Here is a 14,078-nt window from a genome sequence, read left to right as displayed (position 1 = left end):
GTGCTTTGTTGTCGGCGCCGCCTTCAGGGGATAGGCTGAAAGCGCCCTTGGATACGCCAGGGCGGCGCCGATAACTCTCACCGATCCCTTGATCGGGACCCGCCGTGCGCAGCCAAGGCCTGCTCCAGACAGCATTCGTGCGGAGGAAAGATCATGATCCTGAACAATCTGACATGGCATCTGAAATTTCCCGGCATCGACCGTCTGTGGCCCGATGTGACGGTCCAGGACGTGTTGTCGGCGGCGATCCTGCTGACGTTCGCCTGCTTGATGGCGTTCGAGATCCGCCGCGGCCGGGGCGTGCGCGGCAGGTCCGTGGTACGAAGGTCGTACCGCACGAATCTATGCCTGTTCTTGTTCAACGACCTGCTGATGTCCGCGCTGTCCGTGTCCTCCCTGCTGGTTTTGGCGGAGCGCCACGCCGGCGGTGGACTCCTGGCCGGCGTGAGCAACCCGTGGCTTCGCGGTTTGCTGGGACTGCTCCTGCTCGATCTCGTGCTGTATTTGTGGCACTGGGCCAGCCATCGGCTGCCTTGGCTGTGGCTGTTTCACAAGGTGCACCATAGCGACCGCTCGATGAACGTGACCACCGGTTTCCGGTTGCATTTCGTGGAAGTCCTGCTGACGGTTCTGGTCAAGGCTGCCTTCATCGTCGTCACCGGCGTGCATGCTGCCCAGGTGTTGTTCGGCGAGGCGCTGATCACGCTGGCCGTGCTGTTCCATCATGCCGATATTTCGTTCCGCGGCGAGCGGAAACTTGGCCGAGTCCTCATCGTGCCCAGCCTGCACCGTGTGCATCACTCGGCGTTGCGCGGCGAGCACGATCGCAATTATGGCGCGCTGTTTTCCATCTGGGACCGGCTGTTCGGTACGCTGATGGAGGCCCGTCCGGCGCAGATCGGATTGCGCGAGGTGGATGCCCTGGGTTTTGTCGAATCGTTGAAATTCGGTTTCACCTACGCCTATGCGCCGGCTCCACGGCCCTTGGAGCCGATGATAGCTGAAGCCGCCTATTTCCGGGCTGAAAAGCGCGGGTTCGTCCCAGGTTTCGAGATGTTCGACTGGCTGGCCGCGGAGCGCGAAATCGTGGAACGGATGGCTGGTGGCCGCAATCGCCATGCCGGCACGGTACGGCAGGCGTCGTAACGGTCGGGGAATCGGGCCATTTTCCGGCGTTTGTCGGAAAATGGCCCGAAAAGCCGTGACGCTTGGGGCCAAGGCTAAGGTTTTGTTTTAGGGCACTCGCACAATTAGACTATGCCTCGAAAGCACTGCCGCCGAGTGCTTTTTTTGCGTTCGCACTCCACCACTGCTTCGAGTCGGACGCCGTGCCGCAAGCCTTGAACCCGATCGTTTCGAGTGAATATTCCTCAATGGGCCGCTACGGTGGCCGAACGTTTCGCCCGCCGGCCGTGGTGGATTCTGGCCGTTGCCGTCGCGTTCTCGGTTCTCTCTCTCTGGGCGGTTTCCCAACTGCCGGTCTACACGTCCCGTCAAGCGCTGCTGCCGCACGACAACGCGGTCGCCGCGCGTTTCGACGGTTTTCTGAAAAAATTCGGCGCCGCTTCCGATCTGATCGTCGTCTTGGAAGGGGCGCCGTCCGATGAGCTGAAGACATTCGCCGACGAACTGGCGGCGGCTCTCGCTGCCGAGCCCGAAATCGCCCAGGCGACGGCCCGGGTCGATCTGGATTTTCTGCTGGAGCACGCCTATCTGGCGGTACCCGAAGATCGGCTCAAAGCGCTGGCGGGCGCACTCGACAGGTTGGCGGGAGCGCCCATCCCCAGCGATGCCTCGCAGATCGATGCGGCTTTGGACCGGCTTCGCGAGCGCCTCGACGAGGCGCCCGCCGCGCCTGATGCGGGCATCGACATCCCCACCGCCGAGACCGGGCTGAAACTGCTGGCGGTGCTGCTCGACGAGTGGCGCCGCTGGCTCGCCGCGGATGAGGTGCCGGCGGCGCTCGACTGGGGACGGCTGCTGGCCGGCCAGGGCGGAAGCGAGGTCGCCAATGAAGGCTATTTCGTCTCGCGCGACGGGCGTATGTACTTCCTGTTCGTGCACCCGGCGAGCGCTTCGGAGGATTTCACCACCACCGGGCCGTTCATCGAAAAGGTGAGAGCCGTGGCGGCAACGCAGGCGGCGAAGACTCGGGCAGCCGGCCGGGCCGCGCCCAAGGTGGGGCTGACCGGGCTGCCGGCCATCGAGTACGAAGAGCACGTCAGCATCCGTCACGACATCGCTCTGGTCGTCGGCTCGTCGGCCGGCCTGATCGTCCTCCTGATCCTGGCGGTGGTGCGGAGCTGGCGCTGGGCGCTGGTCATCTTCGTTCCCATGGGGCTCGGGGTGCTGTGGAGCTTGGGCTTGGTGCTGGTGACCGTCGGCCATCTGACTCTCATCACCGCCAGTTTCATCGCCATCCTGTTCGGCCTCGGTGCGGATTACGGCATCTTCACGTCGGCACGCATCGCCGAGGAGCGGCATAGCGGCAAGCCGCTGGCCGAAGCGATCGGCGCGGGGATCGGCGCTTCGTTCCAAGCGGTATTCACCGCCGGCGGGGCCTCGGTGATGATTTTCGGCGCGTTGGCCACGGTGGACTTCCCTGGTTTCTCCGAGCTGGGGCTGGTGGCGGCCAAGGGCGTACTGCTGATTCTGGTCAGCACTTGGATGGTCCAGCCGGCGCTGTACGCTTTGCTGCCGCCCAGGTTGCAGCCCTTGCCGGTCGCGGCTTCGGCTCGGGAGATCAAGCCGGGCCGGTGGCCGTACCGGGGAAGCATTGCCGCCACCCTGGTCGCGGGATCGCTGGCCGCGGCGGTCTTTGGCATCGTCTGGGGCTACGAGCTGCCCTTCGATTACGACGTACTTTCGCTGTTGCCGAAAGATTCCGAGGCAGCGCATTACCAGAGCCGAATGGTCGCGGAAAGTGACTACCAGGCGGAGGTGGTCATCTTTACCGCCAGGGATATGGCCGAGGCCCGGCGTATCGCGGCGGACGCGGCCAAGCTGGGCAGCGTGGCGAAAGTGCAGTCTCTCGCGGACCTGTTTCCGCCGGACGCCGACGCGAGGGCTCGAAATGCCCGGCGCGTCGGCGAGCTTGCCGCCGCCGGCGCCTATGCGGCGAAGGCGGCCGGGCTTGCCGGCATCGGCCTGCCGGATCGAACCTTCGGTCGGGTGCGTGCGGTTCTGGAGCGGGCGGGCGACTTCATCGACCAGTCGCAGGAACTGGCTTTTTCCGCGGGCCATTCCGGATTGGTGGCGGCGCTGGAACAAGTACGGGAGCGGCTGGATGCGGTCCGGGCCGGCATCGACGCCGATCCCGTGCGGGCCAGGCAGCGCAGCGAACGGTTTTTCCGCGTGCTGCTTTCGGCTGCCGCGCGGGGCGGAGCGCTGCTGGAAGACTGGCGGAGGGCTCGTCCGCTGACTCCGGAGCAACTCCCGCCGGCCTTGCGGGACCGGTTTTTCGCTGCCGACGGCACGGTCGCGGTGTACGCGTTTCCCGCAAAAACTGTGTATGATCCCGCCAACCTCGATAGGCTGATGCAGGAGATTTATGCGGTATCGCCCGAAGCGACCGGTTTCCCGGCGACCCATCAGGTATTTTCCAAGTCCGTGGTGGAGAGCTTCACCCACGGAACCCGCGCGGCGGTAGCGGTCTGCCTGCTGTGGCTGGCGCTCGTCCTGCGCAGCTGGCGCGGTTTTGTGCTCGCATCCATGCCCTTGCTGATCGGCGGCGGCTGGATGTTGGGGCTGATGGCGCTGGGCGGTATCCGTTACAACTATGCCAATATCATCGCGCTGCCGCTGGTGATCGCCTTGGCGGTGGATTACGGGGTGTGGTTCAGCCAGCGCTGGTTCGAGCTGGAGGACCATTCACTGAGGCAGCTCAACCGGGTGGCCGGACGGGTGATCGGACTTGCCGCCGGCACCGAGCTGGCCGGTCTCGGGGCGATCACCCTGGCGAACTACCGCGGCGTGTCCACCCTGGGCGTCAACATCACCATCGGCCTGCTCTGCTGTCTGTCCGCGACGCTGTGGGTTGCGCCGGCCATCGGGCAGCTTCTCGATTCAAGAAGGAAACCATGACATACAAGATTTCGCGCGCTTTGCTGTTGGCGGTCCTGCTGGCTCCCCTCGTCCCGGCTTCGGCCGGCGGTCCCGCCCCGGTGGTCGTCTGTTATCCGGGGGGACCCGTGAACGAGCGCGACGCCGGTCAGGCCATGGACGCCATGCTCCGGGTGGTGGAACGGGTAGGGCAGTGGCCCCAGAAGAGTTTCAGCAGCGTGTTTACTGCGAAGGCGGCCGATTGCGGAAAACTCATGGCAGAGAAAAAGCCCGCTTTCGCGATCACATCGCTGGGGCTGTATCTGGACATGCGCGGCCCATACGATCTGGTGCCGGTGGTTCAGCCCCGGATCGACGGGCGGACCAGCGAGCGTTACCGGGTCGTGGTGCAGAAGGGGAGGTTCCATGGCATGGACGAACTCAAGGGCAGATCGCTGGGCGGCACCGTGCTGGATGAGCCGGCCTTCATCGGCAGGATCGTGTTTGCCGGTAAATTCGACCCGGAAAAGGATTTCGCCCTCCAGCCCTCGCGGCAGGCGATCCGCGCCCTGCGTTCGCTGGACAAAGGGGAGCTGGACGCGGTCATGCTCAACGAACAACAATTCGCGGGCCTGAGCGCGTTGCAGCTCGCCAATCCGGTGGAGGCGGTCTTCACCTCGGCGGAGATTCCGCTGATGGGCGTGGTGGCGAATGGCAAGCTCGCCACGGCACAGGACCGGGCGCGATTTGGCAAGGCGCTGGAAACCATGTGCGGCGACGCCGACGGCAAAAAGCTATGTGATCTGTTCGGCATCCAGTCCTTCGTGGCGGTGGATCCGGCGATATTCGACCCCATGGCCAAGCTCTGGCTGGCGGGGAACTGAAGCCTTGCCTACCGTGCGCCTGTTCGCGTCCGGCCTGTTGTCGGCAGTCCTGGCCGGTTGCGGCGGCTTGCACAGGGATGCCGTACCGGCCGGCCAGCCTGCCGGTTGCCCCCGGCAGACCGCAGCAGCCTTGATCGCCAACCAGGACGCCCTCGGGCCGTCGAGCGCAACGCCGGAGCTGGAATGCGCTTTGGGTTTCGTGCGCGGGTCGGACGATCCCGTTCTGCGCCGGAGTTCCCTGGGCAGCCGGCTTTGCCTGCATCTTGCCGAACGGGATTCCGACCCGGCAGAGCGCGAGCGCTTTGCCTGGGAAGGCGTGAAGCTCGCCGAAACCGCGCTGGCGCAAGGCGGAAAAGATGACGGCGCCGTCCATTATTATCTGGCCGCAAATCTGGGGCTGGCGGTCCGCGACGACATGACGGTGGCAATGGCCAATCTGCACCGGCTGGAAGACGAGTTCGAGGCGGCGGTGAGGTTGAGCCCCGATGTCGACGATGGCGGCCCGCTGCGGCTCTTGGGCATGCTGTACCTCAAGGCCCCGCCCTGGCCGGCCGGGATCGGCGACGGCGACAAGGCGCTCGATCTGCTCCAGCGGGCCGTGGACAAACATCCGGCGCATCCGCTCAACCATCTTTTCTACGCCCAGGCGCTGTGGGAAGTGAACGGCGAGGGCAGGCGCGTCAAGGAAGAGATGGCTGCCGGGATGAAACTGCTGGAGTCCGGACACTGGGGATACAACAAAAAACCCTGGAAGCAGGAGTTTGCCGATCTGCGCGAGGAGATCGGCGAGCCTGTCCGGTAGACTTCTCCTTCGCCTTTCCACGACGCCGAAAATGAACCGATCGACCGAAAATCAGGCTATCCCCGAGCTGCCCCGCCGCCGCCAAGTCCGTACCATCGGCCTCAGCGGCAATTACTGGTATGTGGTCGAGGTCGACGGCAAACTCAAGCCGCGGCAGGTCAAGCGGGTGCGGTTCTGGAGCCAGGACATCGCGCTGTTCCGCGATGCCGGCGGCAAACTGCATGCCGTGGAAGACCGCTGCCCGCATCGGCAACTGGCGCTGTCGCAAGGCTTCGTCGAGGACGGAAATCTGGTGTGCACTTATCACGGCTGGAAATTCGACGGCTGCGGCAGATGCACCGACATTCACCACGAACTCGGCAAAGGCCGATCCAAGCTGCCCAAAATCCGCATCCGGACGTATCCGGTCAAGGCGCAGTGGGGACTGATCTGGCTGTTTCCGGGCGACCCGGCGCTGGCGGACAGCGTGCCGCTGCCGACGATTCCGCAACTCGAAGGGGACAAGCCCTGGCCCTTCTTCCCGATCGACGTGACCATCCGGTCGCATTTTTCGATGATCGTGGAGAATGTCTGCGACTTCAACCACGAATACCTGCACCGGCATAAGCGTCCGTTCTTGCAGCCGACGTTGCGCGAGTGGAAGCAGGATGGCGACAGCGTGCGGGTCTACTACGACACCCGCTTCGACGGGAGCCCGGTCGCCAAGCTCTTCATGGAAGGCGGGGCACGCGACCTCAATGAGATAGAAATCTGGTACCAATACCCTTATCAGGGTTCCGATATCGGGGGCAAATACATCCACTGGCTGTTCATGCTGCCGGAGGATGAGTGCACGACACGCTGTTTCTTCGTTTTCCTGTTCGGGCCGATCCACATCCCGATCCTGAATTGGAAGATGCCCGAATTCCTGCGCAAACCTATCCTGTGGTTCACCAACAAGTGGTATATCGAACCCCTGCTGGGCGAGGACAAATGGGCGCTCGAACTGGAACAGGACGGTTTCGAGCGTTACCCCGACGCGCCCCAGATCGAACTCAATCCGGCCATCCCTTCCTTCCAGAAGCTATCGCTGGAGAAATGGAAAGCCTATCAGCAGTCTTCACCGATGGATGACCCCAAGCCGGCGACGGACCCTGCGTGACCACGCTAGTCACCGGCGCCACCGGCCATCTGGGCGCCAACCTGGTGCGGGCATTGCTCGCCCGCGGCGAGAAGGTCCGGGCCTTCGTCAGGACGCAAAGCGATACCGCGGCGCTCGAGGGATTGGACGTCGAGCGGGCCTGTGGCGATCTGCGCGACCGCCGCTCGATCCGGGAAGCGCTGGAGGGCGTGGAACGGCTGTACCATACCGCCGCTTTCGTCAGCATCCGCAACGGCGATCGCCAGGAGCTGTTCGACGTCAACGTCATCGGCACCCGGATGCTCATGCAGGAGGCGAGGCGGGCCGGCGTCCGGCGGGTGGTGCACACCAGCTCGTTCGGTGCCGTCGGCATCAATCCCGAGGGCGCTTCGAACGAAGGCTGGACGGTGAGTCCGTTCGAGCTCGGCACCGACTACGAACGGACCAAGGCGGTATCGGAACACGATGTGCTTCTTGAAGCCGTGCGCGGCTTGGACGTGACCATCGTCAATCCGGCCGCCATCGTCGGCCCGTGGGACTTCCGTCCCAGCCTGATCGGCCGCACCATACTCGATTTTGCCCAAGGCCGGATGAAGGCCTTCGTCCCCGGCGCCTTCGACTTCGTGCCCATGCGCGATGTGGTCGCCGCGGAGTTGCTGGCCATGGACAAGGGCATCCGCGGCGAGCGCTATCTCGTCACCGGCGAGTACCGCAGCATCGGAGAAATCCTGCGGTGGCTGGAGGAATTGACCGGACGGCCGCGCCCGAAGCTTGCCGTGCCGCCCCGCCTCATGCAGGGCATCGCGCTGTTGAAGGATCCGCTGGAGCGGCGTTTCTTCCCGCACAAGGCCCCACGTTTCAACTACCACTCGATCCGCCTGCTCAACTCGGGCAAGCGCGGCGACTCCTCCCGCATCCGGCGCGAACTGGGCTTGATACCGACTTCCACTCGCGAGGCTTTCGCCGACGCGGTGGCTTGGTTCAGGGAGCGGGGGATGATTTGAGGCCGGGTTGTTCCCGGCGCTGCTCGTCCAGGGCGATCCGCGTCGAGGCAGACGGCGCCGGCGAGTGCAGCACCGTCACCGGTACGCCCAGCGAGGCCCATTGATACAGCCAGCCGGCATCCTCCGGCGCCTGAGGCCAGCGGGCGTTGTGCCGCTGCGTCGACATGTTGACGCAGCCGTGGCTGGCGGGACGCCCGAAGCCGTTGTGCCACCAGGCGCCGTGAAATGCGTAGTCGGCATGGAAATACTGCGCGTAAGGGACGTTCTCCACGATGTAATGGCCCTTTTCCCCTTTCTTGGCCCTGCTTTTCATGGTCTTTGTGGGGAAGCGGGCGTAGATGTAGAACGAGCCGGTGACCGTGGGCGTCTTCGGTTTGCCGGTGCTGACCTTGAAGGTACGCACGGTCTGGCCGTTTTCCACCGCCGTCATGGTCTGGGTATCGAGGTAGACGAAGATTTTCCGGTCGGTTCCGGTGGAGAAGCTCAAATCCAGCGGGGGTTCGAGAAAGCCTCCCTGGGTGCTGCGGAATGCGCCGGGTTCTGCGCTGACCCGTATCACGCTGGAGGGCGGCCAGCCGTTGCGCGGCGTGAATTGCAGGCGGGTCTTGCCGATCCAGCCCCATCGTCCGGCGACGTCGGTTCCGTCCTGCGTCTGGATCCGTACCTGCCGGCCCGCGTCGTCGCGTTCGGCCAAAGGCTCGCTGAAGGCGATCTGCAAAGGCATCGCCGTGCCGAGATTGTCCGCGCCGCGCAGGTTGACTTCCGCCGACACCGGCGGCGGGGTCGAGATGCGCAGCTCGAACGGTGGCAGCGGCACGCCGGTGGTCGTTTCCCAGCGAATCTGCGTCGGGTAGGTTTGGCCTTGGGCGTAGTCGGCGGCGGAAAGCCGGAAGGCGGTGCGGGTCTCGTCCGGTTGAACGGCAAGGTTCAGCTCGCCGACGGGTTCGAGTTTGCCCACCGGCTGATCAAACCGGAGCGTCACCGATGCGTCCGGCGCCAGGCTGCGATCCGCCGGCCCCTCCAGTGTGGGGATGCCCACGGTCGAAAATTCCAGCACTTCGGTCTGCCGCTGGTCGGACCAGGAACGCTCCACCGTCGCGGTCAAGGTGTAGTGCTTACCGAAAGCCAAGGGCCTGTCGAGCTCGAAACGGTCCAGCCCTTGGGCAGCCGCCACTATCGCCCCCCCGTCTTCCCGCAGTTCCACAGCCGCGATCCGGGTGCCCACGCCGAGCGGTTCCACAGTGATGCCCTGGCGCGGATCGGCCAGGGAGGCGCCATTCGCCGGATGCGTCACCATGCCGAAGGGGAAGAGGCGGGCGCGCAGTTCCACGGCAAGCAGAGCGGTTGCCGCCATCGCCAGCACGCCGACCAGCACTCGGCCGGTCGACGTCCGGGTTACGGGTGCAGTTGCAATGTCGTTCACGCTGGTTCTCCCTGTCTTCGGCCCCGAGCCGAGGCGCTCATTTTATCCGGGTGAGGGATCGTTGACAGTATTTTCCAATCCAGTGTAAGAGCAAAGTTGTAATGTCCCCTTTCGGCAAGATAGAGATGTCCCCTTTTGGGTTTTGGAGGGGGCGAGATGACCGAGAGGATGGTGACGACGAGCGGGAAGGAATTGGATCGCCTGGAAGTGGTGCGAGAGGTGGCGCCAAGCGGATGAAAGTTGCCCAGGCGGCGGGGCGGCTTGGGCTATCGCCGCGACAGTCCCGACACCTTGGCCAGGTAGGCGTAGCACGCCTTTGTCGGGGCGGCAGCATGCGGATAGCGAAAGCGGGCGAGCACATCGGCCATCCAGGCGTAGGCGCTTTCCCGATCGGTCAAAAGGAAACCGCCTCGGCACCGGCCACGAAGGCCCGCACCTGGGCGAGGGTTCGAAGGTTTGGGGTCGGTAAGGTCACGATCATGTCTGCCTGATCCCAACCTACGCCCCTTCAGGCTCATCTCACGCTGGAAATACGCACCCTCGTTCAGGCTCATGTGTCATTGGACAAGGCTTGGCGTCGACTTGCGGGCCCGGAACACGTAAAGTGTCGCGGTCTCGAACTATCGGCACCGTGCAAGCCGGTTCCGCAAACAGGAAGCCATGACCAACTACTCCGAAAATCTCGAAAGGCATCTCACCCAGGAAAATCCGGTGCTGCTGGGCGCGGCGCGGAGTTTCGAGGAATTGGACAGCATCGCCCGCGAACTGGGCCTGATCGACCCGGAATACGCCAGCGCCGGCCAGATATCCTGGTGGCCGGTGATTTCGGTGTTGGGTACGTTTTCCGCCGGCAAGTCAACCTTCATAAACCACTTGCTGCAAACCAAGATCCAGCGCACCGGCAATCAGGCCGTGGACGACAAGTTCACGGTCCTGAGCTATTCCGACGATACGGAATCCCGGACACTGCCGGGCATCGCCCTGGATGCCGATCCCCGCTTCCCTTTCTTCCAGATCAGCAAGGAAATCGACCAGGTGCTGCAGGGCGAGGGCGACCGCATCAACGCCTACCTGCAGCTTAAGACCTGCGGCAGCCCCTTCCTCAAGGGCAAGATCATTATCGACTCGCCCGGATTCGACGCCGATCCGCAGCGCGACACCATCCTGGCGATCACCAAGCACATCATCGACATCTCGGACCTCGTGCTGGTGTTTTTCGACGCCCGCCATCCCGAACCCGGTGCGATGAAGGACACCTTGCGCTATCTGGTGACCGAAACCATCAAGCGCCACGACTCCAACAAGTTCCTGTTCATCCTCAACCAGATGGACACGACGGCGCGGGAGGACAATCCGGAGGAGGTGGTGGCGGCCTGGCACCGGGCTCTGGCGGAATCGGGACTGGTCACCGGCCGGTTCTACACGATCTTCTCGCCCGACGTCTCCGTGCCCATTGCCGACGAGACCCTGCGCCAGCGCTATCTCCAGCGCCGCGACCGCGACTGGGCGGAGATCAACGCACGCATCCAGCAGCTCGAAATTGAGCGTTCTTACCGCATCCTCGGTACCCTGGAACGTCTGGTCGAGGAGTTCCAGGACGTGGCATTGCCGGAAATCGAGAAGGTCTTCAAGACCTACCGCAAGCGCCTGATCCGGACCGACTGCGCGACCTTCCTGCCGGTGCTGGGGGCCGCCGGCTACGGCATGGTGGAATTCGTGCCGCTGGAGCCGAACCTCTTGGTGATGGCGGGATCGGGCGTGCTGGCGGGGCTGATATTGCTATGGTCGCGGGTCCATGTCGTGCTGAGCAAGATTTTTGCGGCGTTCGGCGTGCGGACCCTCAAAAAACGCCAGAAGGCGCTCAACATCCGCTGGGACATGGTTCGCGGTTTCCGGGCGAATGCCGTGCCTTGGCCGTTTTTCCGCAAGCCGGGCCTGATGGGCTGGAGCCGGCGCTGCGAGATTCAGTTGTCCGCGATCCGTCAGCGCTGCAAGGAATCGATCCAGTCGCTGAACGATTTGTACACGAATCCGTCGGGCAGGTCGGAAACAGTGGGGCCGGTCGAGACGGTTTCACCGCTGGAAATCGCGTCTGTGGCCGAACCGGTTCCAGCGATCCTGGACGAGGTCGAGCCAGGCCCGGAGCCGTCGCAAGAATCGCCCTAGCTCGCCTACGCGGTCGAAGGGACCCAAAGTTTCATATTCCGGCGATAGGCTTTGGTCGTCGAGCGCGTGCAGATGCAGGCAGGCTGACCGCGGACATTCAACGGGAGGTTTGAGATGCGATTGGGAATGATCGGTTTGGGCCGAATGGGGGCGAACATGGTCCGGCGGCTGCTGCGCGCCGGCCATGAGTGCGTGGTGTTCGATCTCGACCAGGCGGCGGTCGAGGCCTTGGCGGCGGAAGGCGCGACCGGCGCATCCTCGCTTGAAGAATTCGTGGCGGCGTTGACCCCGCCGCGGCCGGTTTGGCTGATGCTGCCGGCCGTCGTGGTGGATCGCATGGCGGAGCAGCTCGCCGGCGTGCTGGAAGCCGGGGACATCCTGATCGACGGCGGCAATTCCCATTACGTCGATGACATCCGGCGTGCGGAACGTCTGGCCGAGCGCGGGCTGCACTACGTGGACGTGGGGACCAGCGGCGGCGTCTGGGGGTTGGAGCGAGGCTATTGCCTGATGATAGGCGGCGAACCGGCGTCCGTGGCGCATCTGGGTCCCATCTTCCAGGCCTTGGCGCCGGGCAAGGGTGAAATCGCCGGGACCGCCAGCCGCAAGGACGGCCGCAGCACCGCCGAACAGGGCTATCTCCATTGCGGGCCTGCCGGCGCCGGGCATTTCGTCAAGATGGTTCACAACGGCATCGAGTATGGCCTGATGGCGGCCTACTCCGAAGGGTTCAACATTCTCAGCCGCGCCAACATCGGCAAGGCCGGCAAAGCCTCGGATGCCGAAACCGCGCCGCTCCGTCACCCCGAGCATTACCGCTATGACCTGCCGATCGCCGACATCGCCGAATTGTGGCGGCGCGGCAGCGTGGTGTCCTCGTGGCTGCTCGACCTCACCGCCGAGGTCCTGGGCCGCGATCCCGACCTGGCGCGCTTCAGCGGCCGCGTGTCCGATTCCGGCGAGGGCCGCTGGACGGTCGCGACAGCCATCGACCAGGGTACCCCTGCGCCGGTGCTCAGCGCGGCGCTGTACCAGCGCTTTTCTTCCCAGGGCGAGGACGAGTTCGCCCGCAAGATCCTGTCCGCGATGCGCTTCGCATTCGGCGGCCATGAGGAAAAGCGATGAGCGCCGACATGACGCCGGTGCATACCGGCGATTCCTGCGTCATGGTCATCTTCGGGGCCACCGGCGACCTGACCAAGCGCAAGCTCGTCCCGGCCTTGTATAACCTCGCCAAGGCGGGGCTGCTCGCGAAGAAGTTCGCGGTGATCGGCGCGGCCTTCGACGACATGGACACGGAGGGTTTCCGCCGGCACCTTTCCGACGCGATCCACGAGTTCGCCGCCATCGAGCTGGACGATGCGTTGTGGACCGGACTGGAGGAGCGCATTTTTTTCGCTCAGGGCGATTTCCGCGACGCCGATTACTACCGCCGCCTGAAGGACCTGTGCGAGCGGGTCCGGGGCGAACTCGGCATCGAGGACAACCATTTCTATTACTTGGCGACCGCGCCGGCCTTCTTCGGCGAAATCGTGCAGCAGCTCGGCCGGGCAGGCATGGCGCAGGAGCCGGCCGGCCACTGGCGGCGGGTCATCATCGAAAAGCCGTTCGGGCGTGACCTGGATTCGGCCAGAGCGCTGAACGCCGACATCCGGCAGGTGCTGCATGAGCGCCAGATCTACCGTATCGACCATTATCTCGGCAAGGAAACCGTGCAGAACATCATGGTGTTCCGCTTCGCCAACAGCATTTTCGAGCCGATCTGGAACCGCCGCTACATCGACCACGTGCAGATCACCGCCGCCGAAACCGTCGGCGTCGAACGGCGCGGCGGCTATTACGAGAATGCCGGCTGCATGCGCGACATGGTGCCCAACCACCTGTTCCAGCTGCTGTCGCTGACGGCCATGGAGCCGCCGATCTCGTTCGAGGCCGATGCGGTGCGGGATGAGCAGACCAAGGTGCTGCGCGCCATCCAGGCGCCGACGCCGGAGGAAGTGCTCAGCAGGATGGCCCGCGGCCAGTATCGCGAGGGTTCGGTGGACGGTGAGCCGGTGCCGGCCTACCGCGCCGAGCCCAATGTGGCGCCGGATTCGCATACCGAGACCTTCGTGGCCCTGAAGCTGAACCTGGACAATTGGCGCTGGGCGGGGGTGCCATTCTATCTGCGCACCGGCAAGCGCATGCCCAAGCGGGTGACGGAGATCGCGATCCAGTTCCGGCGCGCCCCCTTGGTGCTGTTCCGGAACACCCAGATCGAGCAGTTGCAGACCAACCGGCTGGTGATCCATCTGCAGCCGAACGAAGGCATCTCGCTCCAGTTCGGTGCCAAGGTGCCCGGCCCGGTCATGAAGCTGGGCGCGGTCAAGATGGATTTCGACTACGAGGACTATTTCGGCACCAGCTCCAGCACCGGCTACGAACGGCTGCTGCACGACTGCATGACGGGCGATGCCACGCTGTTCCAGCGCGCCGACATGGTCGAGGCCGGCTGGAGCGTCATCCAGCCGATACTCGATGTCTGGAAGGCGCTGCCGCCGCGCGCGTTTCCCAACTATGCCGCCGGAAGCTGGGGGCCGAAAGAAGCCGATGAGCTGCTGGAAGAGGACGGCCGGCACTGGGCGAATCCGCTCTGACC

General features: G+C 64.4%; 10 protein-coding genes. 9 read left to right on the top strand and 1 reads right to left on the bottom strand.

What is annotated here, in order from left to right:
- Nucleotides 1-153 precede the first annotated feature (153 nt).
- The 6 genes from GNH96_RS12995 (at nt 154) to GNH96_RS12970 (ending at nt 7,851) form a co-directional block, all read left to right on the top strand.
- Nucleotides 154-1,146 carry a sterol desaturase family protein gene (locus GNH96_RS12995; RefSeq protein ID WP_169604059.1) on the top strand — a complete coding sequence of 331 codons (993 nt, stop codon included), beginning with the start codon at nt 154-156 and terminating at the stop codon, nt 1,144-1,146.
- A gap of 213 nt (nt 1,147-1,359) precedes the next feature.
- Complete coding sequence (bstA, locus tag GNH96_RS12990) at nt 1,360-4,083, top strand: sterol transporter cytoplasmic membrane protein BstA (RefSeq protein WP_169604058.1); 2,724 nt, start codon at nt 1,360-1,362, stop codon at nt 4,081-4,083.
- On the top strand, nt 4,080-4,925 hold the full coding sequence (gene bstB, locus GNH96_RS12985) for a sterol transporter periplasmic substrate-binding protein BstB (protein ID WP_169604057.1): 846 nt from the start codon (nt 4,080-4,082) through the stop codon (nt 4,923-4,925). Before bstA ends, bstB begins: the two co-directional genes overlap by 4 nt.
- A 13-nt stretch (nt 4,926-4,938) precedes the next feature.
- Entirely contained in the window at nt 4,939-5,727 is a 789-nt protein-coding gene (bstC, locus tag GNH96_RS12980; protein WP_228720094.1) for a sterol transporter outer membrane protein BstC, read from the top strand.
- Nucleotides 5,728-5,758: 31 nt separating this feature from the next.
- Nucleotides 5,759-6,868 carry an aromatic ring-hydroxylating dioxygenase subunit alpha gene (locus GNH96_RS12975; protein ID WP_169604055.1) on the top strand — a complete coding sequence of 370 codons (1,110 nt, stop codon included), beginning with the start codon at nt 5,759-5,761 and terminating at the stop codon, nt 6,866-6,868.
- A complete protein-coding gene (locus GNH96_RS12970) occupies nt 6,865-7,851 on the top strand; it encodes an SDR family oxidoreductase (protein ID WP_169604054.1) in 987 nt (328 codons plus the stop codon). The genes GNH96_RS12975 and GNH96_RS12970 overlap by 4 nt, the downstream gene beginning before the upstream one ends.
- On the opposite strand, the gene GNH96_RS12965 is transcribed toward GNH96_RS12970, so the two are convergent.
- Nucleotides 7,829-9,274, bottom strand: a complete 1,446-nt coding sequence (locus GNH96_RS12965; RefSeq protein ID WP_228719864.1) for a L,D-transpeptidase — start codon at nt 9,272-9,274, stop codon at nt 7,829-7,831. The two genes, GNH96_RS12970 and GNH96_RS12965, sit on opposite strands and share 23 nt — an antisense overlap.
- Nucleotides 9,275-9,934: 660 nt before the next feature.
- Between GNH96_RS12965 and GNH96_RS12960 the strand changes: the two genes are divergently transcribed.
- The 3 genes from GNH96_RS12960 (at nt 9,935) to zwf (ending at nt 14,076) form a co-directional block, all read left to right on the top strand.
- A complete protein-coding gene (locus GNH96_RS12960; RefSeq protein ID WP_228719863.1) occupies nt 9,935-11,440 on the top strand; it encodes a dynamin family protein in 1,506 nt (501 codons plus the stop codon).
- A 114-nt stretch (nt 11,441-11,554) separates the two neighbouring features.
- On the top strand, nt 11,555-12,565 hold the full coding sequence (gnd, locus tag GNH96_RS12955) for a phosphogluconate dehydrogenase (NAD(+)-dependent, decarboxylating) (protein WP_169604053.1): 1,011 nt from the start codon (nt 11,555-11,557) through the stop codon (nt 12,563-12,565).
- On the top strand, nt 12,562-14,076 hold the full coding sequence (gene zwf / locus GNH96_RS12950) for a glucose-6-phosphate dehydrogenase (RefSeq protein WP_169604052.1): 1,515 nt from the start codon (nt 12,562-12,564) through the stop codon (nt 14,074-14,076). The genes gnd and zwf overlap by 4 nt, the downstream gene beginning before the upstream one ends.
- The last annotated feature ends 2 nt before the right edge of the window (nt 14,077-14,078 follow it).

The sequence above is a fragment of the Methylococcus geothermalis genome (genome assembly GCF_012769535.1).
Taxonomy (GTDB): domain Bacteria; phylum Pseudomonadota; class Gammaproteobacteria; order Methylococcales; family Methylococcaceae; genus Methylococcus; species Methylococcus geothermalis.
This window is presented reverse-complemented; position numbering and strand designations above follow the sequence as displayed.